This is a genomic window from Pirellulales bacterium, from assembly GCA_035533075.1.
Classification (GTDB): Bacteria; Planctomycetota; Planctomycetia; order Pirellulales; family JAICIG01; genus DASSFG01.
Genome location: DATLUO010000096.1, coordinates 1 through 19,819 on the forward strand (window position 1 = coordinate 1; position 19,819 = coordinate 19,819).

Sequence of the window (19,819 nt, forward strand, 5' to 3'; positions counted from 1 at the left end):
TCCTGGTTCTTCTCGTCCTTGGGCTGGAAGGTGCCGATGCCGATGCGGTCCTTTTCGCTGAGCAGCAAGCGCTTGACGCGAACATCCTGGACGACGCGCGTCCAGTCGCCCGCGTAGTGTCGCAGCCGGTCGTTGTAGACATAGCGGCAGAACGGGCAAAGCTCGCCCTCGATGCGCACGGGGAAAGCGCCCGCGGGCTGATCGGCGTTCAATCTGGCCACCACGTCGTCGCGGAAGCGACCGGGAATCAGGTGCAGCGGCTCCTCGTGCATGGGGCACCAATGCACGATCTCGGACTTGTCGAGATCGACCCAGCCGAGCGTGAACAAGGCCCCATCGTCGGCATGGGAATACCGCTCCAGCCCTTTCTTGAGCAGCCGGGCGATGGTGCTCTTGCTGCTGCCAACCGGGCCGTGCAGCAGCAACACGCGTTTTTCGATTCCGTAGCCCTTGGCGGCGCTTTTGAAAGCGTTGACCAGTGCGGCCAGCGTGTCATCGAGGCCGAACACCGCGTCCTGGCCGTTCTTCTCAGGATCGTCGAAGAAGCGATAGCGGGTCCGCTTCTCCCGGCCCTTTTCATAGCTCTCGGCGCCGTACGACATGATCATGTCGAAGACGCGTTGAAAGGCGTTGCGGGTGACTTTGGGGTCTTTTTTGACGACGTCGAGGTATTCCTGGAACGTTCCCTCCCAGTTCTTACGGCGGAACTGTTCCAGGTCTTGGCGCTGTGCCACCAGCGAAATAATCGAGTGTCCGTCACTCATTGAGGATCTCCTCCGATAGATTGATTGACTCAGTCGTTCAAGCCGCCTGGTCTTGCCCGATCCATCCGATTTCGTGCACCCGCATGTCCCTACGTCAGACGAGGTCCGGAGGCCGGCAAAACCAGGGCTGGCGCCCTTGTTCGACAGGCCCCACAGCCGTCGCCGGCGTGTTCCGTAGCGTGCCCAAGCAAGTTCTGTTCCCCGTCGCACGACACGCAAGCGCAGCGAGACACGGCTGGCTGCGCGCCGACCAACAGAAAGAGCCGCTCCGAGTGAGCGCCGCCAAAATCAAAGCAAATGCCCGGCAGCGACCGTCGCGAGAGCGACTCGGAAGAGAAACTTGCGAAAGAACACCCGGAACTGAGGCGAGGCGGGTTGTCTGGCATACTGATGCATCTTCGCGCTCGCCAGTGTGCAGGATTCCTGTTCCCGCACGTCTGCCACCGTAACCTAATTCCAGTATCTACACAATTCTGCCGCGCGGCAATACGAATTTCCAATAATTTGGGTAAGGTCCCCCCGTGGTGCCGCGGGCAAAAACACTGCAACCGGTTGTGGCAGCAGCAATTAGCGTGCCTCCGGCGGCTCCAGCCTGCGCGTTCGGATTGCCGGGTGCCGGCTGGACATTGGGCGGCGGTAGTCTGGCGAAGCTTGTCCCGGACTAAAAAGTCGGATGGCATGCAATCTGCGACGTGGGCGGCGGGGCATCGCACGCCAAGAGTCACTGTTTTTACGAAGGAGCAATGGAAATGCGGAAGAATTTGATGATCGCCTGTTGGAGCCTGCTGGCTTTGGCCGGCTATCCCGTGCTGGCACAAGAGACGTACAACGACAACGCGACTGACAAGGTCGCCGGGCGGGAGGGCGTTGCCGGTGAGAAAGGTGCCGCTCCCCTTGGACCGCAGTCCAGAGTGGGCATGCCTGCCAATACCGCTACGGCCAACGCCGGCGTGACCGGCGGAAACGCCGCGAACCAATGGCGTTATCGCCATCACAACGGCCACTGGTGGTACTATCATCCGAACAACCAATGGTCGTATTGGAATGGGAACGCCTGGTCGGGCTATAACCCGCAGACCTATCGGCAGTGGTACAGCAGCCGTCCCGCTTACGGCGGCAACTTCGGCTACAGTTCCGGCTACCGTGGCAATTACTATGGCAACGGCATGTATGGCGGCGGCTATGGCAACGGCATGTACGGCCGCAATTACTACGGCAACGGCTATGGCAACGGCATGTACGGCGGGAACTACGGCAACGGCTATGGCTCGCCCAGCGCGAACTTTGGCGGTGCCGTGGGTGGGGTGATCGGCGGCGCCCGCGGTGCCAACGCCGGCGCGGCGATCGGCGGCGCTGTGGGCGGATTCGGTCGGAGGTAAGTTTCCACTTCTCGCGCAAGACGCTCTGAAAGGACGCGGCGAAGCGATTCCTCGGGAAACCGGGGCATCGCTGAGCTTTGCGCGGGCAGTAAAATGAACAGGCAGTGCCCGGCACCATCGTTTGCCTGAACGCCCCTGCAGCCGGGTAATGGGCGTTTATGGGCGCACGAGCATAACACGATTCGTCAGAGTTTTGGCATCGGCGGTAGCTCGATTCTTTCGTCTATTGCGGCGGACGAGCGTGAGAAGTCGGGCCGCCGTCGCGAGTTACGGCCAGTTCCGGATCGCCGTGAAACGTGCTGCGCTGCGCACGTTTGAACGCCGATACGAGGTCTGGCATGGGAACTGCGTGCTATAATCGGGTGTGAGGGGCTTGCGCTACGATGGAGGGAGTTTGCTATGCGAAAGTCGGCCTGTTTTCTTGTAGCGGCTTTGTTGGCAACAAGCCCCTGTTGGGCGCAGTCGGCGGCGCCGCTGGGAACGCCGCCGCTGCCGCAAGGCGATCGGCAAGCCGGATCACAGCCAACGTCGTCCAGCGGGCTGACGGCCGCACGCAGCACCGGTCGCCCAGAGAATCGTTGGCGGTATCGCTTTTCGCAGGGCCGGTGGTGGTATTGGACGCCCGACAATCAATGGTCGTATTTCAACGGCCAGCGTTGGACCACTCGGGCCGCGACGAAGTTCAGCGAACAACGAGTCGATCCGGCATTGTTGAGATTGGAAGCGAAAGAGGGGGTGCTCGGCCGCAAGAAGTGGTCGAAAGGCCCCGCCGGATCGGCTGGCGGAGGACTGCCGATGAGTGGAACGCAAGGTACGGCCGGCGGCAATCCGAGCGGCTCGTTCACCGATCCCGGAGGCACGCCCAGCGCCGTCAACACGACCACCGGCTCGTACTTTGGTTATGGCGAACGCATCGGTGTGCCGGCTCGCCGAGGACGATGACAAGAGGGCTCGGGGTTCAGGAGGGCGTAAGCTGGGGCAAGTGGGCTTGCCAGTGCTAGCCCACTGATGGGGACGATGGCCTACGGTGGGCCAGACCTCGCAAGCCCGCGGCCGACCTTACGACAGAGGAATAAACCAATGAGATGGTCTACCTTGAATCTAGCTGTAGCCTTTCTGATCCTGCCGATGTGCGCTCTTGCCAGCGATCGGGGCGATCGCCCCAAGGGCACGCCGCAAAACGCCTGGCGTTACGAATTCTATAACGGGCGGTGGTGGTATTGGACGCCGGACGACCGATGGGCCTTCTACAACGGCCGAGAATGGGTCACCTCGCCGGCCCAACCGACCGCCGGATCCAAGACGGCTGCGGCCGGCGCGGCGCGGCACGGTGAGCTCGGCCCGATGCGCGGCCGTGTGCCATCGTGGGCCTACTCCAACTACGGCGGCAGCAGTTTTTACGATCCGATCGGCAAGTCGTCGGCGGGCCAAACGCCGGGCGGCCTGGGCACGATCGGGGGAGCAAAACCGGCGTTCGGCGGTGTGGGCCAGCCGGTGGGCGCCGCGGGAACGAGCGAGCTGGGCATCAGCGGCTCACGCTCGGGAGACGCCGGCTCTGGGGTCGGCGGCGGGTCGGTCGGCGGTACGAGCGTGACCAGCGGCCTAGGGCGCCCCTAGCCCGAAGCATGCCGAACGAGGACGTGGAATTCCTTGCGGACCGACTTGTGCAGGACCCCGCCGTCGATCGAAAACTCTTTTTCCGCCGCATGCCATCGTATTCCGTCGGCTTCGACCAACGTCAATTTGGCGGCACGCCTGTGGAACGCTCGCCGCTTAGGACCCAGGAAAAGGGGAGAAGTCCAATTATTGACTCCGCGGTGTTTCGCGGCCAAGTCGCCGCGCAGCACCCGGCGGACCTAACGTCGCAACACGAAGCACCAAAAGCATTTACGGCGATCATGCGGGGTGGCGCGGCACCCGCGTCCGCGACGGCGCCTGAACAAAAGCGACACGCGCGTGTCGCTTTTGTTAAGGCACGCGCCGCCCGCGGCGTGCGGCACGCGCTCGAGGTGCTGCAGGATCTCAATGTACTGCTGACGGACGTCCAGCCGAAGTCGCACCAGTTCTTGAACGTTGGACGCGACAAACGTGTCGCCTGCCGCGCAGGCCGAGACCCTGCGGACGCTCCGTCGGACCCTGTTCGGACCCAAGGCCACCGCCGTAGCTCTTGTATCACTTCCCCCGCGGTTGGGCCAACTCGTCGATCAACGGTTGAGCGTTCAGCTTGGCGGCGGATGCGGCGGCGAGCAAGCTCCGGGCGTTGCCCCGATCACCCTTCGGCTCGGCAATTTCAAAGGCCGCCAACACGAGATTCCGTATGGGGTCGTCGCGTGTCAGCCAACGGTCGGCCAAGTGGTAGGCGATGTTGTTGGGGAGCTTCGGCCACCGGTATTCCTGATTGCGCCCCTCGACGCGGACCACCAGATGGTTCGCGTCGGCTTCGACCACGTTCATCACCTTTCCGTCGATCTTTAGTTCTTCCAACTCGATCTTGGGCAGCGTCTTGCGGACCGCGTCCCAAAACGTCTCGACGTAGTCGGTGAGCACCTCCACGCGATTCACCGCGGCCAGTGTGTCGCGCGATGTGGCCTCGATGGTCGCCTCCGCGAGCAGATCCCGTGCTCTGGCAACGTCGCGGGCCGCCAAGGCAGCCCGTACCGACCGCAAAATATCGCCCACCGCCTTGGCCTCCTCCGGATTGGCCTTCGTCTCCGTAGGTTCGCTCGGCTTGTCGGGCTCCGGGCTCACGGGCTTGGCGGGCTCGGGTTTTATGGGTTCCGGCTTCACCGCCTCGGCTTTCATGGGTTCCGGCTCGGCAACCGCGGGTGTATCCGGGTGCGAAGGTATCGCGATGCCCGACGTGGTTCCCTCGCGGGGCGGCATTACCGGGTCGGGCGGCGGCTTGGTTGGCACATTGACGGAGCGCGGAGACGAAGGGGGCTCCGCGTGCGGGGTGGACGGCGCGACTTCGCGATCGCCATGCGTCGGCTCCGTTACCGCAAGTTTGCCGTCCTGATGCGGTTCGTTCAGGCGGGCCACCGCCGGCGTCTTTTCGCCGCCCCGGAAGTAAAAGAGTCCGCCCAAAACGGCCACCACAATCACGGCAACTCCGGCGATCGCCGGTGTCGCATTCGACCGCCGACGCGCCGCTCGGCGGCGGACCGCCGGCATGGGCTCGGCCGCCGGCGATGCCACAACTCCCCCCGCGGCAGCTTGCGGCGCGGCATAGTACGGCCCGCTCGCATAAGCCGGCGCCGCTACGGGCGCAGCCATCTGCGGCTGCCAAGCAGGGTATGCCGCCGCAGGATATCCCTGGGCAGTCGGGTAATTCGGATATCCCTGCGCGGCCGGATAAGTCTGGCCGGCGCTGTAGCCGCCGGCGGCATCGTAGCCCTGCGCCGGCGCGTAACCGCCATAGGCCGGCGCCGCCGGCTGCTGATAACCCGGTGTGCCAAGCCCAGCGGAAGCCGGCGCACTGGCCGCGGGCGGCAACAGCGGTCCGGGACCGCTTGCGGCCGCTGGTACGGGCGGCCGCGGCGATTCGGGTGACGACTGGTATCGCGACGCGAGTGCCTGGTCGTAGGCGCGCTTGGCCGTGGGAGTGAGCAAGGTCATGCGCGCTTCGGCAAGTTCGGCCAATAACCGCTGTGCGGCATCCGAGTCGCCGCCCGAAAGATGCGGCGACAGCCGTTGCGACTGCCGCTGAAACGCCGCAGCGATCTTGGCGGTGTCGGATTCCAGCGGCGGCAGCCCCAGCAAATCGTAGTAGCTGGGTGTCGCGGACGGCGATTCGACGCCGAGCCAATCGCGATAAGGATTGGGAGTGGTGGACATTATGGCCTTCCTCTTCGCTGTGCCTGTTCTCATTCGTTCCGGAAACTGCCCGCATCCAGGAAGGAAGCCTCGCTCCAGGCGAATGGAGTCTATTCATTATGGTGGTCTCCCTCGAATGGTGCAACGCGGCTTGCGGGACCACGGGACCATACCTTCTTTGCTCCGCACCGGCGAGCGGCACTGCCTCTGTAGGGAACGGACTCCGTGCCGTTCCGCCGCATACCGATGGACGATCGTGCGGTACGCGCGGAACGGCACGGAGTCCGTTCCCTACAGCGTGGTGCGCAGCAAAAGAGCCGGACGGTTTCCCGCCCGGCTCGTTCGCTTTTAATTCGACGAGAGACGCGTTCAATCGAGGAAGCCCGCCAACTCCTGGCTGCGGCTGGGCTGCTGCAGCTTGCGTACGGCCTTGGCCTCGATCTGCCGGATTCGCTCGCGGGTCACTTTGAAGATGTGACCGACTTCTTCCAGCGTATAGCTGTAGCCGTCGCCCAGGCCGTAACGCAACTTGATGATCTCGCGCTCCCGATAACTGAGCGTCTTGAGCACCTTGTTGATCCGGCCGCGGAGCATCTCCTGGGCGGCGCCGATGGCCGGACTTTCGGCCCCGGCATCGGGCAGCAAGTCGCCGAAGTGGCTGTCTTCGCTGTTGCCGACGGGCCGGTCGAGGCTGATCGGATAACGGCTCATCGCCAACACGCGACGGGCTTCGTCGATGGCCGTGCCGGCCCTACGGGCCGTTTCTTCGATCGTCGGCTCGCGTCCCAGCTCTTGAAGCAACTCGCGCGAGACGTTCCGCACCTTCGACATGGTCTCGACCATGTGTACGGGAATGCGGATGGTGCGGCTCTGATCGGCCACGGCGCGGGTGATCGCCTGGCGAATCCACCAGGTGGCGTAGGTGCAGAACTTGAACCCCCGCCGATACTCGAACTTGTCGACCGCCCGCATCAGGCCGGCGTTGCCCTCTTGAATCAAATCCAAGAAGCTCAAGCCGCGGTTGCGATACTTTTTGGCGATCGACACCACCAACCGCAGGTTGCCTTCCGACAAGCCGCGCTTGGCCCGCTGGTATTGAGCGTAGATCTGCCGCAGGTAGGTGACGCGCCGCCGGAGGCTGCTCGGCGTCTCTTGCGTGACGCGCAGGATGTTGCGGAACTCCCTCAGCCAGGCGGCCCGTTCTTCGGCCGGCCCTTTGGCCGCCTTGTGAGCGTCGATCTTGTGCTTCAACTCTTCGACGCGGCGGCTGAACGCTTCCAGCGTCTTGATCTTCAACTCGATCCGCTGGGTCCGCAGGCCGAGTTCTTCGACCAACCGCACGGTGCGCAAACGTCGGCGGCCGAGACGCCGCCAGGCGTGGCGGCGGTCCGCCAACTTTCGCGATTTGCTGAAGGCCAGGTAGTAATCGTGCCGGTTCCGCCTGAGCAGCGTATCCAGCGTCCGCAGGTTGTGCGGAAAGCGGCCGAGAATCTGTTCTTTCTCCAGGCGGTCGGTCACCGAGACCTGCACCGTCCGGTCGAAAGGCAACTCGCCCGCATGCACCCGCCGCAAGACCTTGACCGCGTCTTGAATGACGTAGTCGCACTCCAGCAGCTTGCGGCGGAAACGGGCCCGCGTGACCTCGATTTCCTTGGCCAAGGCGATTTCTTGACTCCGCGTCAACAGCGGAATCTCGCCCATTTGCGTCAGATACATCCGCACGGGGTCGTCGGACCACGATTCCCCGTCTTCGTTGGCCATCAGCAACTCGTCGCCTTGCAGCTCGGAGTCTGCGTCGGCATCCACCTCGGCCAAGTCGTCGCGAAGGTCTTCATCTTCATCGACGACGTCTTCTTTGTCCGCAAGATCGACAGCTTCGTCTGGGCTCGGAGTCCCTTCGTCTTCCAATTCGTCCAACAGCGCGTCGTACAATTCAACCACTCCTACATGCTGGGCCAATGGGTAGGCCGGATCGGATGCGGGTCAACTACGTGCGGTTCAAGCGGGCCGAGTCGCAGAGGCGAGGTGGGCATGGCCTCCTGCTGATGAAGCACGGCGGTTCTTGTCGCAGCACGAACCCCAATCCAAAAAAAAATCCGTCCGACAATTATCCACGCTACGCAGGCAAAAATCCATCAAATTCTAACACCGAAACCACAAGTTTTCCCGCCGCCCGCAATTTGGCAAAGGATTCGTCATGGGCAAGAGAATACGGCCTTGACACGCTTTCCCATTTACCCCATATTAACAGTCGCCGCTCTTGGCGAGAAGAAAAAAGCCGCCTTGGCGCAGGCTCTTGACAAATCCGACGCGGACGCTCAAAGGAATCTTACGCGTCGGCCGCTGGCGGTCTAGCCTCTGCGACCGTATTTCTTTCTTTTTGAAGTTGCACGTGCGAGGCGATCATCCATTGAGCGGCGCGACGGCGAGCGGCTCGTGCAGCGGGCCCGCGGCCTCCAGCTCGCTGGAAAAGACCACGACTTCATTGACGCTCGACACTCCGCCCACGAAGTCGGCCTGCTCGGCGACAAGCTGGCCGAGCTGCTGCAAGTCGCGTCCGCCGCGGACACGTCCCAACGTCAGGTGCGGACGAAACCGCCGCAGTTCCTGGCGGAAGCCCAAGCCCGCCAGTGCTCGTTCGATCGCTGCCTGCAACTCGATCAATTCCGCTTCGCCTTGCCCGACTCCCAGCCAGATCGTGCGCGGCCGGACGACGGTCGGAAAAGCTCCGGCGCCGCGGACCTCGATTTCAAACGGCGGAATCTCCGCGACCGCGCCGGTCACCGCCTGGCAAACAGCAGGGATGTCGACCAGGTCGATTTCGCCGAGAAACTTGAACGTCAAGTGCATGGCATCGGGCTTGACCCACGTTATTTTCGCCTCGGTGGCTTGCAGGCGGCTGATGAGCTGCCGGGCGCGGCCGCGGACTTCGGCAGACATCTCGGCGGCAATGAACGTGCGTAACGAGCGGGTCATGGGGGGATTTTGGATTTTGGATTTTGGATTGGACGGTCGGCCTTAGAACGTCAGCATCCGGCGATACTCTTCCAGCCGCTCGTCGATCTCGGACCGGTCGATCTGCCGCATCCGTTCGAGGCTGAATGCTTCCACATTGAAGCTGGCAACCACCGTGCCATAGGCCAGCGCGGTCTTCAGCGTCCGTGGATCGAAGTTGCCGCACTCGGCCAGGTAGCCCATCATGCCGCCCGCGAAGCTGTCGCCGGCCCCGGTGGGATCGACGACGTGCGGGGTGGGGTAGGCGGGCATGACGTAGGTCTCGTCGCGGCTGAAAAACATCGCCCCATGCTCGCCCTTCTTGATGACCACGAATTTCGGTCCCATCTCGCGGACGCGGTGGCCTGCCCGAACCAGGTTTTCGTCGTCGGTCAGCAGCCGCGCCTCGCTATCGTTGAGCACGATGCCGTCCAGCCGGCGCAGCAGCGCCAACAATTCGTCGTGTTGGATGTTGATCCACAGATCCATCGTGTCGGCCACGCACAACTGGGCGTCGGGCACTTGATCCAGCACGCGCATTTGCAACAGCGGCGAGCCGTTGGCCAGGAACAAATAGCGGCTGCCGCGAAACGCTTCGGGCAGCTTGGGATTGAAATCGCCGAACACGTTCAGATGCACTTCCAGCGTTTCGCGGTCGTTCATGTTGGGCAGATACTTGCCGCGCCAGCGAAACGTCTTGGCTCCGGCGACCACCTCCAGTCCGGAGGTGTCGATGCGCCGGTCCATGAGCAGTTCGGTATGCTCGGCCGGCCAATCTTCACCGACGACGCCCACCAATCGGACCGGCGTGAAGTAGCTGGCGGCGTAGGAAAAGTAAACGGCCGATCCGCCCAGCACGTCGTCGCGCCGCTCGGTGGGCGTTTCGACACTGTCCAAGGCGATCGAGCCGACGACGAGCAGAGGCATGTTTGAGACTCCTGACTTTGGCAGAAAGACCAAAGTCTACGGTTCGGCAGCGGCAGCGGGAAGGCGGCGGCTTGCGAGAGATTATTTTCTGGCCCGCTTTGTCGGCACGGTTTGAGAGGTATATTATTGAGTGCGGGGCGTATCACGCTCGCCAGAACCGGCCCAGAGTCTATCAAAGTGCGAAACATGGCCTGCGCCCGCTATGTTCTTGCCGCCCTGATTGCGGTTGGTGCCGCCTCGACGGCGCGCGCGGCCTCGACCGCCGGCGACCACAAGTTCCCCACGAAGCAGGAGCTCGACTTCTTCGAGAAGAAAATTCGCCCGGTGCTGGTGCGAAACTGCTACGAGTGCCACTCCGGCGACGTCAAGAAAGCCAAGGGCAGCTTCGTGCTCGATACTCGGGCCGGCCTGCGCAAGGGAGGCGAGTCGGGCGCGGCGATCGTTCCCGACCATCCCGACGACAGTCTGCTCATCGAGGCCATCCGGTACGACGGCCTGCAGATGCCGCCTTCCGGCAAGATGTCGGACGAAGTGATCGACGATCTGGTGAAGTGGGTGGAGATGGGCGCGCCCGATCCGCGCGTGCCGCGACCGGCCCGTAAGGGCCTGAATCTGGCCGAAGCCCGCAAGTGGTGGTCGTTCCAAAAGCCCAAGGCCGCGCCGCCGCCGGAAGTGTCGGACACGTCATGGCCCCGCAGCGACATCGACCGTTTCGTGCTGGCGACGCTCGAAAAGGCAGGGCTCAGGCCGGTGGGTGACGCTGATTCCGAATCGCTGCTGCGGCGAGTCACCTTCGACCTGACCGGTCTGCCGCCCACGCCGGAAGAGATCGACGCCTTTTTGCGCGGGCCGTCGGAGAGCGCCTATCAGGCCGTGGTCGACAAGCTGCTCGATTCGCCCCGCTTCGGCGAGCGCTGGGGCCGGCACTGGCTCGACGTGGCCCGCTTCGGCGAATCGGCCGGCAAAGAGCGCAACGCGCCGTTCAAATATGCCTGGCGATACCGCGATTACGTCATCGACTCGTTCAACTCCGACAAACCCTACGACCGCTTCCTGACCGAGCAGTTGGCCGGCGACCTGCTGCCCGCCAAAACGACGGCCGAGCGAAACAGCCTGCTGGTCGCCACCGGGTTCCTGGCAATCGGACCGAAGGGGTTGAATGAGAAGAACCAAGAGCAGTATCGCATGGATGTGATTGACGACCAGATCGACGCCACCACGCGCGGCATCCTGGCGATCACGGTGGCCTGCGCGCGTTGCCACGACCATAAGTTCGACCCGATTTCGAGCGCCGACTATTACGCCCTGGCCGGCATTTTTCACAGCACCGAGACGCTGGCGGGCGTCGAGCCGGCCAAGAACAAGGAGTTCGTCAGCGACAAGGCCCTCTTGACCTTGGCCGATCCGACGCAGTCGGATCGAGTGACGGCGGCCGAAGCGCGCAAAGAATTGGACCGCCGGGCCGAAAAAGCCGCGATCCAAAGCCAACTCAACTCGTTGCGTGCCGAGGTGAAAAAACTGGCCGGCCTGCCCAAAAAGCCTCAGAAGGGGAAGCGGAAGTCGGCCTTCATCGCCGGACCCGGCCAGCAGATGAAGGCGATCCGCGCCCAGATTAAGCAGTTCGAGGCGCGGCTGGCGGAGTTGAACGAGGTCGCGGCCCCGTCGGGCGAAAAGGCGATGGGCGTGCGCGACGCCGCCCTGCCCAGCAACTGCCGCGTGCTCAATCGCGGCGACCTGAAAGACACGGGGCCCGAAGTGTTGCGCGGCGTGCCCACGGTGTTGCGCACCATCCAGGCCAATCACATCAATCCGGCCCACAGCGGCCGGCTGGAAATGGCCCACTGGATCGCCAGCCCCGACAACCCGCTCACCGCGCGCGTGATGGTCAACCGCGTCTGGCAGCATCTCTTCGGCACGGGGCTGGTGCCGAGCGTCGACAACTTCGGTGCGCTGGGCGACGAGCCGAGCCATCCCGCGCTGCTCGACACGCTGGCCGTGCAGTTCGTACAGGAAGGCTGGTCGGTCAAGCGGCTCATTCGTTCGCTGGTGCTGAGCCGCGTGTATTGCCTGAGCAGCGACCACCAGGCGGCCAACTACGCGGTCGATCCCGCAAACCGGCTGCTCTGGCGCATGGAGCGCCGCCGGCTCGATGCCGAGGAAATCCACGACGCCATTCTCGCCGCCAGCGGTCAGCTCGATCTGGAGCGGCCCGACGGGTCGCCCGTCATGAGCATGGACGGCGATGGCAAGAAGAACAACAAAGATGACAAGATGAAGGACGCGCTGGCTGAGTTGTCGAACCACCGCGCCGTGTATCTGCCGATGTATCGAGGCAACGTGCCCGAAGGCCTGGCGGTGTTCGACATGGCCGATCCCAGCCTGATTGTCGGCAAGCGCGAGGTGACGACGGTCGCCACGCAGGCCCTGTTCTTGATGAACAGCCCGTTCGTGATGCAGCAGTCGGCCCAAATGGCCCGGCGGCTGTTCGAGCGGCACGACCTGAAAGACGCGGGGCGGATCGAGTTGGCGTATCGCTTGGCCTTGGGCCGACGGCCCAGCGCCAAGGAGGCGTCGCGGATCGAGGCATTTTTGAAAGATTATCGCCGAACGCTGGGCAAACAGGGCGACGGCGACCACGTTCGCGGGGCGGCCTGGGCCAGCGTGTGCCAGGCGCTGTTTGCCAGCGCGGAGTTCAGGTATTTGTATTAACCCGTAGAGTGGCACCAGCGAGCTTGCGAGTGCCGGCCCACCGTTATGAACGTCGATCACGGTGGGCCGGCGCTCGCAAGCTCGCTGGCCCCACCTTACATTTGGTGCCACTCCATGGAACCCTTTTTCGCCACGCGCCGGCTTTCACGCCGCGAGCTATTGCAAACGGCCTCTTGCGGCTTCGGCTATCTGGCGCTGGCCAGCCTCTCGACGGAGTTGTCGGCGGCCGAATCGTCGAACCCGCTGGCGCCCAAGCCGCCGCACTTTCCGCCGCGGGCCAAGCGGGTGATCTTCCTCTATATGGCCGGAGCGCCTTCGCACGTCGACACCTTCGATTACAAACCCCAGCTTGCCAAAGACGACGGCAAGCCCGCGCCCGGCAAAGGCAACCGCAAGCTCCTCAAATCGCCGTTCGTTTTCCAGCAACACGGCAAAAGCGGCCTGTGGCTGCCGGAAATCTTTCCGGAGCTGGCCAAGCACGCCGACGACCTCTGCCTGCTCAACAGCCTGCACACCGACCTGCCCAACCACCCGCAAGCCAGCGTGCAGCTTCATACGGGCAACTTTCAGCAGACTCGGCCCTCGATGGGCGCCTGGACGCTGTACGGCCTGGGCACCGAGAACCAGGAGCTGCCCGGCTTCATCACCATCAATCCGCCGGGCGGATCGGGTGGTGCGGTGAACTACGGCAGCGCTTTCCTGCCGGCGGCCTATCAGGGCACGCGCATCGGCGGCGAGGGCGGCAAACGGGCCGCCGAGCGGCTGGCCAACCTCGAGAACCCGCGGCTGTCGTCCGAGCTGCAACGCAAGGAGCTCGATCTGCTGCAGGACCTCAACCGACATCGGCTGGCGAAAGACGAGGTCAACACCGAGTTGGAAGGCGTAATCGAGTCGTACGAGCTGGCCTTCCGTATGGAAGGCGCGGTGCCGCAGGTAATGGACTATAGCAACGAGTCGCATTCGACGCTCAGTGCGTACGGAATCGGCGAAAAAAGGAGCGACGCCTTCGGCAAGCAGTGCCTGCTGGCCCGGCGGTTTGCCGAGGCGGGAGTAAGGTTCATCGAACTTTCGCTGGGAGGCTGGGACCAGCACAAGGACCTCAAAGCCCGCCTGACGGCCAACGCCCACGCCATCGACAAGCCGATCGCGGCGCTCCTTCAAGACCTGAAACAGCGGGGCCTGTTGAAAGACACGTTGCTCGTTTGGGGCGGCGAGTTCGGCCGCACGCCGGGAGCGCAGAACTCCAACGGCCGCGACCACAACGCCAAGGGCTTTTCGATGTGGATGGCGGGAGGAGGCGTCAAAGGCGGTTTCCGCTATGGGGCCACGGATGAATATGGCATCGAAGCGGCGAAGGACCCCATGCACATCCACGACTTGCACGCCACGATACTTTACCTGCTCGGCCTCGACCACGAGCGGCTGACGTATCGTTACAGCGGCCGCGACTTCAAGCTCACCGACACGGCCGGCATTGTGGCCAAGGGCGTGCTGGCGTAAGTGTCGGCGCGCCGACCACTTTCTTAAGATTTAGTTTGCCAACACGATCTCGACGCGATGGCTGCGCGGCGCAAGCGCCTGCCTGATCGCGGCGTCGAGTTCGGGCAACTTGGCCATGCGTTCGGCCATCGCCGACTGCCGCTTGGCCTCGATCTCGGCCGGGTCCAACTTCACGCCCAGGAAGTCGGGAATCGAAACCTGGGCCAACACGATGCCCCGAAAAACGCGATCGTGATAATACGAATTCTTGGCTTTCACGGCGATCCAAACGGCATTGACCTGCTCGGCGACCGGCCCGGCGGCCAGGGCGGGCCGTGTCAAATCGACCCCCGCCGCGAACTCTTCTGCTGAATAGTCGGCAACCTTGGTGCGGTTGAGCCGCAGCTCGTATTTGCCCGGCTTCAGTCCCGTGACTTTCAGGCCGTATTGATTCAACTCCTCGCGCACCGGCGCCCATTCGTTGATTTTGTCGGCCTCCACGGAGAAAAAGGGGAGCGCCTCGTCGGTCCGTTGAAAAGCCACTCCGCCGTCTTTGGCCACCAACTCGGCAATCTGGCACTTTCCGCTGGCCACGGCCTTCGGCTGGGCGGCGTCGATTTCGACGTTCGACACCAGCCGTGGAAAGTTGAGGCCCTTCAAGATTGCCCACGCCATGACGGCCTGGCCTGGCGGACCTGGATGGACGGCGTCGCCGCCGCCGATGCGGTTCTTGGCGTTGGCGCCGCGGGCCTTGTCGATGGCCGCCACAAATGGATGGAACTGATCGACGAACCGCCCGCCGTTGGCCGCTGCAAGCTGCTCGACGCCGGCCGAATAGCGTTCGAGCGTCTGGTTATAGCCTTCGATGGCCGGACCCTCTTTGGCCTTCTCAACCGGGCTGGGCGTAATCCAGGCCACGCGAATATTGGCCGCCTTGGCCTGGTCGGGGCGGGACGGTGCGGGACTGCAGATATGGTAATCGCCGCACCGGCGGATTGCGAGCCGGCGCGCCGGGACTGGTCCCACCTTACGCCCGATGCCTTGCGGGTTGCTAACCCATCAGGTCGCTGCGCAGCGGACTCGCCGCTGTCTGCACTGCGGGAACGCTCGCGTCGGCCGTAGGTTGCGGATTGCCGAGCGTGGCACTTTCAGCCGGAGGATTCGCCGTCGGTACGCCGGCCGCGCTGGCGACCAGTTCGTCGATCGTGTCGAACAACTCGAAGGCGGCGGAATGGTCGTGGGCGCTGGCTGCGTTGAAATACTCGTTCGACGACAGGAACTGCTCGGCCACCGATTCGAAATCAAACAACCCCGCATCGACCATCTCGCTCCAGCCTTGCAGCTCGGCGGCGCTGCCGCTACGGCCCAGGTACTGCTCGTAATACCCTTCGATCACATGGTCGGTCCGTTCGGGCGAGTCGAGCACCAGATTGACGAGCTGAATGCGGCTCATTCCCGCGTTCAATGCGTTGCTGAGCGCGCTCACGCTGCCGCCGTCGGCGGTGCGGCCTAGCTGGTCTTGAAACACCTCTTGGATGAAGCCCGCGTTGTCGGCGTGGGAATAGAGGTATTCGGGCGAGTACATGAACGCACCGGCCACCGCCGTCTCGCTGGCGCCGCGTTCAAACACGCCCACCCAGTAGTTCACGTCGGCGGGGCCGGCCGAGCGGTGCAGGAACTCTTGGTAGTCGGCCTCAACCTCTTGGGCCCGGTGCTCGGCCGAATCCCACAACGCGCGGACAAAATCGTACCGCGACAGGCCCGATTCCAAGTCGTGAACCCATGTGCTCAGGCCGGCGGGGTCGACCGCACGCCCCAAGACCTCGCGATAGATGGCGTCCACATACGACGAGGTGGGATCGGTCGGCGTAGGCGACGGCGTAGGCTGCGAGGGCGGACTGGGCGCTGGCGTGCTCCCCGCTCCGACGATCGACTGAATGGCGTTCAGCAGGTCGAGCCGTTGGTAGGTTTCGCCCGTGTGCGTCACGTTGTCTTGGCCATGCCCCGCATCGACGATGCTCACGCCGGTGCCTTGCATGATCGACAAGATTTCCTGCGGCGTGGCCTGGCTGTCGCGGCCGACGGAGTCGAGCGCCTCCCTGATATCGACGGCGGCCGCGGCGACGACGGGCGAGGCCATCGACGTGCCGGCCATCGTGGCAAAGGTGTCGTTCAAATACGTCGAGGTGATAAAGGCGCCGGGGGCCAGAATGTCGAGCTGCAAGCTGCGTTGCGTGAAGCTGGTGATCTGGTCGGAAGCGGTCGTGTAGTCTTGGGCGCCGTCGGCCCAGGTGACCGAACCGTAGTTGCCGTTCCAGACCGCCCCGACCGACACCACCAGGTTGTTGATGGCCGGGAAGGCCAGCCCCGGCTGGCTGCCGTAAGAGTAGTAGCTGTTGCCCGACGAGGCCGCCACGAACACGCCGTCGTTTCGCAGCGTCTCCAGGTCGGAGTCGAGCATCGTCCACGGCTCGGTGCTGGCGAAGTTGCCGGCGCCCAGCGACATGTTGACGGCGGCGATATGGTATTGCTGCTGGTGTTGAGCGACCCACTGCAAGGCCAGGTCGACGTTGCCGAAGCTGCCCGTGCCGGTGCTGTCGAGCACTTTCAGCGCGATGATGTTCACGCCGGGCGCGACGCCCAGGTGGTTGGGGTCGGCGCTGGCGATGATGCCGGCCACGTGGGTGCCGTGGCCGTTGTCGTCCATCGGGTTGTTGTTGTTGGCGACGAAGTTCCAGCCGCCGAGGTAGCGCCCGGCGAAGGCCGGATTGTTGTAGTCGATGCCCGTGTCGAGAATGGCGATGGAATAGCCGGCCCCGTTATAGCCGTATTGCTGCTGCTCTTGCGTTCCGCCGATCAAGGGCAGGGCACTGCCGGTCGTTCCGCTGGCCTGGGCCAGATCGCCGCTGTAGACCTGTTGGTCGACGCTGCCGATGGAGTACGTTTCATCCCGCCAATCGGTCTGGGCGGTGGCCGCGGGGGTGGTGCTGAGCAGCGACAAGTCTTCGAGCTGCTCGATAGCGAGTTCAACGCGATTCGTAACGGCGCCATGTTTGCCGCCGCTGGACAAGCCAGCGCGCTTGCGGACGGACATGCTATGATCTCCCAAGCCGCGAGCGCGGCACCTTAAGGAAATGCCCGCGGGAGCGAATTCATCGCACCCGCACGAACCTCTTTTAAGGCCCGGAACCGGGCCGGATTTGCCTGAGGAAAGGCTAGACAAATCTAGGTCGCGTTTTGCGCGCAGGGCGAGGGAGGCGGCAGGTCCGCTTGGGCACTGTGCCCGCAAGCGAGGACGCTTACGCTACGAGCGAGCGCGGACGAGCCAGGTCCGCCTGGCACTGTGGTTCGGGCGGCGCCGCTCACAGGTGACACTGCCTGAAACTAGCCTGCTAGCGGTCTTGCCTCTCGATAGCCCGCCAAGGAAGCTTCTCATTCGCGACTGGCCCGGCTGCCGAATTATCTCTCGTTCAACTCTGAGGGACGCAATTGCATGACCGTTTCGCCGTCGCACGACGCGTTTGGTTCCCTAGGTGGCCTAAACGACCCAGCTTTGGCTCTGCCCGGCATGATTCTGCCGACGCGCACGGAAATGAGCATTGCGCCGTCCGCCCGGCTTGCCGTGCCCGCGGGCGGGGCGGTGCCCTTATCGCGGCCAGCCTGGAGCGACCTGGCTGCCGGGCAAATCCAAGTGCCGGGCTGGCAGTTCTGTCAGCCTTTGCCGTATGGAGCGATTTGGCGGGACGGCGGCGTGCAGTTTGCCGTCTTCAGCCGCTCCGCCACGGCAATGCGCGTGCTGCTCTACGGCGATGTCCACGACCGCGAGCCGGGGCGAGTTGTCCACTTTCACCCCGAGTTGGACCGTTGGGGCGACATCTGGAGCGTGTTTGTGCCCGAAATCCGGCCGGGGCAACTCTATCACCTGCAGGCCGACGGCCCGTTCGATCCCGACCGCGGCCACCGCTTTGACGGCAAGGCCCGCCTGATCGACCCCTACGCGCGTGCGCTGGCCGGCGACTTTTTGCCCGACGACGACGGGATCATCCGCCCGCCCAAGTGCGTCGTCGTCGACGACACCTTCGATTGGCGCGGCGACCGGCCGCTCAATCGCAAACTTTCGGAGACCGTGATCTACGAGCTGCACGTGCGCGGCTTTACGCAGTCGCCCAGCAGTGGCGTGCGGCATCCCGGCACGTATTTGGGCGTGATCGAGAAGATTCCCTACTTGCAGTCGCTGGGCGTCACGGCGGTCGAGCTGATGCCGGTCCACGAGTTTCCGATTTACAACTGTCATGGCCGGCCGGAATCGCGGCCGAACTACTGGGGCTACGATCCGCTGGCCTTTTTCGCGCCGCACCGCGGATATGCCTTTGGCAGCGAGCCGGGCGCCCAGGTGCGTGAGTTCAAAGAGATGGTGCGGGCGTTGCACCAGGCCGGCATCGAGGTGATCCTCGACGTGGTCTTCAATCACACGGCCGAAGGCAATCAGCACGGGCCGACGCTGAGCTTCAAGGGGCTTGGCAACCGCATCTATTACATCCTGGCCAACGGCGGCCGCGACTACTGCAACTATTCGGGTTGCGGCAACACGGTAAACGGCAATCATCCGGTCGTCCGCGAGTTGATCTTTCTCTGCTTGCGGCACTGGGTACACAACTACCACATTGACGGCTTTCGCTTCGATCTGGCCTCGGTGCTCAGCCGCGACCGCAACGGCAATCTCGTGCCCAACCCGCCGCTGGTCGAGTCGATCGGCGAAGATCCGTTGCTGGCACGCACCAAGATTATCGCCGAGGCGTGGGACGCGGCGGGCGCTTACCAGGTCGGCTCGTTCTCGAACCGTCGGTGGGCCGAGTGGAACGGGCGATATCGCGACGACGTGCGCCGCTTCTGGCGGGGCGACGAAGCGATGACCGGCGCCTTGGCCACGCGGCTGGCGGGCTCCAGCGACCTGTACGGCCCCAGCGGCCGGCAGCCGTATCACAGCATCAACTTTATCACGGCGCACGACGGCTTCACGCTCAACGATCTGGTGAGCTACAACGACAAGCACAACTCCGCCAACGGCGAATCGAACCGCGACGGCGAGAACATGAACTGTAGCTGCAATTTCGGCGTCGAAGGGCCGACGCGGCGGGCGTCGGTCGAGCGGATTCGCGCGCGTCAGCTTCGCAATTATCTGGCTACCTTGTTCCTCAGCCAGGGCGTGCCGATGCTGCTGGCCGGCGACGAATGCCGCCGCACGCAGCAGGGCAACAACAACGCCTGGTGTCAGGACAGCCCGATGAGCTGGTTCGACTGGAAGCTCGCCGACGAGAACGCCGATCTGCTTCGTTTCTGTCGCGCGCTGATCGCCTTTCGCAAGCGGCAGCCGACGGTCCGCCGGGCAAGCTTTTTGGCCGGCACGCCGGTGGCGCCCGGTTCGCTGGCCGACGTCACCTGGTTCAGCGCCGAGGGGCGACCGATGACCTGGTCGCACGGCGAGCGGAGCCTGCAATGCCTGTATGGCGCCTGGCCGACGAGCGGCGCCAGCTCGCTTTCGGCCCGGCACGTGTTGGTGATGTTGCACGGCGACTGGGCCCCACGCGAGTTCACCCTGCCGTGGGTCGGTCAGGAGATCGACTGGCGGCTGTTTGTGAACACGGCGGCCGAGGGTCCCGACGACATTTACCCAGACGCCGACGGCCCGCGCCCGGTCACCCACAAGCTGACGCTGCTGGGTCATACGCTGGTGTGCTACGTGGCGAGTTGAAG

Annotated in this window: 13 protein-coding genes; 6 read left to right on the plus strand and 7 right to left on the minus strand. The window is 63.9% G+C overall.

Annotation, left to right across the window (positions count from 1 at the left end):
• Positions 1-764, minus strand: a 764-nt coding sequence (locus tag VNH11_12740) for a serine protein kinase (GenBank protein HVA47227.1), incomplete at its 3' end; no start/stop codon positions are given.
• Positions 765-1,513: 749 nt separating this feature from the next.
• Here VNH11_12740 and VNH11_12745 point away from each other — a divergent pair.
• The 3 genes from VNH11_12745 to VNH11_12755 all read left to right on the plus strand — a co-directional run bounded on the left by VNH11_12745 (position 1,514) and on the right by VNH11_12755 (position 3,760).
• A complete protein-coding gene (locus VNH11_12745) occupies positions 1,514-2,143 on the plus strand; it encodes a hypothetical protein (protein ID HVA47228.1) in 630 nt (209 codons plus the stop codon).
• A gap of 399 nt (positions 2,144-2,542) precedes the next feature.
• Positions 2,543-3,085 (plus strand): hypothetical protein, encoded by a 543-nt coding sequence (locus tag VNH11_12750; protein HVA47229.1) that lies wholly within the window; start codon positions 2,543-2,545, stop codon positions 3,083-3,085.
• A 138-nt stretch (positions 3,086-3,223) separates the two neighbouring features.
• Positions 3,224-3,760, plus strand: coding sequence for a hypothetical protein (locus VNH11_12755; GenBank protein HVA47230.1), 537 nt, complete (start codon positions 3,224-3,226; stop codon positions 3,758-3,760).
• Positions 3,761-4,315: 555 nt separating this feature from the next.
• Here the strand turns inward: VNH11_12755 and VNH11_12760 are convergent.
• From VNH11_12760 to VNH11_12775, 4 genes are all read right to left on the minus strand, one after another.
• Entirely contained in the window at positions 4,316-5,977 is a 1,662-nt protein-coding gene (locus VNH11_12760) for a hypothetical protein (GenBank protein ID HVA47231.1), read from the minus strand.
• A gap of 348 nt (positions 5,978-6,325) precedes the next feature.
• Positions 6,326-7,864 carry a sigma-70 family RNA polymerase sigma factor gene (locus VNH11_12765; GenBank protein ID HVA47232.1) on the minus strand — a complete coding sequence of 513 codons (1,539 nt, stop codon included), beginning with the start codon at positions 7,862-7,864 and terminating at the stop codon, positions 6,326-6,328.
• 495 nt (positions 7,865-8,359) lie between these two features.
• The gene (thpR, locus tag VNH11_12770; protein HVA47233.1) at positions 8,360-8,932 is read right to left on the minus strand and encodes an RNA 2',3'-cyclic phosphodiesterase; all 573 of its coding nucleotides are present in this window, start codon (positions 8,930-8,932) and stop codon (positions 8,360-8,362) included.
• Positions 8,933-8,974: 42 nt separating this feature from the next.
• A complete protein-coding gene (locus tag VNH11_12775; protein HVA47234.1) occupies positions 8,975-9,877 on the minus strand; it encodes a PfkB family carbohydrate kinase in 903 nt (300 codons plus the stop codon).
• Positions 9,878-10,063: 186 nt separating this feature from the next.
• Between VNH11_12775 and VNH11_12780 the strand changes: the two genes are divergently transcribed.
• The gene (locus VNH11_12780) at positions 10,064-12,586 is read left to right on the plus strand and encodes a DUF1553 domain-containing protein (GenBank protein ID HVA47235.1); all 2,523 of its coding nucleotides are present in this window, start codon (positions 10,064-10,066) and stop codon (positions 12,584-12,586) included.
• A 114-nt stretch (positions 12,587-12,700) separates the two neighbouring features.
• Positions 12,701-14,086, plus strand: coding sequence for a DUF1501 domain-containing protein (locus tag VNH11_12785; protein HVA47236.1), 1,386 nt, complete (start codon positions 12,701-12,703; stop codon positions 14,084-14,086).
• 30 nt (positions 14,087-14,116) lie between these two features.
• Here the strand turns inward: VNH11_12785 and VNH11_12790 are convergent, their stop codons facing one another.
• Positions 14,117-14,983, minus strand: coding sequence for a hypothetical protein (locus VNH11_12790; GenBank protein HVA47237.1), 867 nt, complete (start codon positions 14,981-14,983; stop codon positions 14,117-14,119).
• A 133-nt stretch (positions 14,984-15,116) separates the two neighbouring features.
• Positions 15,117-17,159 (minus strand): S8 family serine peptidase, encoded by a 2,043-nt coding sequence (locus VNH11_12795; protein HVA47238.1) that lies wholly within the window; start codon positions 17,157-17,159, stop codon positions 15,117-15,119.
• A gap of 474 nt (positions 17,160-17,633) precedes the next feature.
• Here VNH11_12795 and glgX point away from each other — a divergent pair, with 474 nt between their 5' ends.
• The gene (glgX, locus tag VNH11_12800; GenBank protein HVA47239.1) at positions 17,634-19,817 is read left to right on the plus strand and encodes a glycogen debranching protein GlgX; all 2,184 of its coding nucleotides are present in this window, start codon (positions 17,634-17,636) and stop codon (positions 19,815-19,817) included.
• Positions 19,818-19,819: the final 2 nt, after the last annotated feature.

Excerpts from the sequence above, each read along its gene's own strand:
- VNH11_12745 (HVA47228.1), top strand. The coding sequence starts at position 1,514 with ATGCGGAAGAATTTGATGATCGCCTGTTGGAGCCTGCTGGCTTTGGCC.
- VNH11_12750 (HVA47229.1), top strand. The coding sequence starts at position 2,543 with ATGCGAAAGTCGGCCTGTTTTCTTGTAGCGGCTTTGTTGGCAACAAGC.
- VNH11_12755 (HVA47230.1), top strand. The coding sequence starts at position 3,224 with ATGAGATGGTCTACCTTGAATCTAGCTGTAGCCTTTCTGATCCTGCCG.
- VNH11_12760 (HVA47231.1), bottom strand. The coding sequence starts at position 5,977 with ATGTCCACCACTCCCAATCCTTATCGCGATTGGCTCGGCGTCGAATCG.
- thpR (HVA47233.1), bottom strand. The coding sequence starts at position 8,932 with ATGACCCGCTCGTTACGCACGTTCATTGCCGCCGAGATGTCTGCCGAA.
- VNH11_12775 (HVA47234.1), bottom strand. The coding sequence starts at position 9,877 with ATGCCTCTGCTCGTCGTCGGCTCGATCGCCTTGGACAGTGTCGAAACG.
- VNH11_12780 (HVA47235.1), top strand. The coding sequence starts at position 10,064 with ATGGCCTGCGCCCGCTATGTTCTTGCCGCCCTGATTGCGGTTGGTGCC.
- VNH11_12785 (HVA47236.1), top strand. The coding sequence starts at position 12,701 with ATGGAACCCTTTTTCGCCACGCGCCGGCTTTCACGCCGCGAGCTATTG.
- VNH11_12795 (HVA47238.1), bottom strand. The coding sequence starts at position 17,159 with ATGTCCGTCCGCAAGCGCGCTGGCTTGTCCAGCGGCGGCAAACATGGC.
- glgX (HVA47239.1), top strand. The coding sequence starts at position 17,634 with ATGATTCTGCCGACGCGCACGGAAATGAGCATTGCGCCGTCCGCCCGG.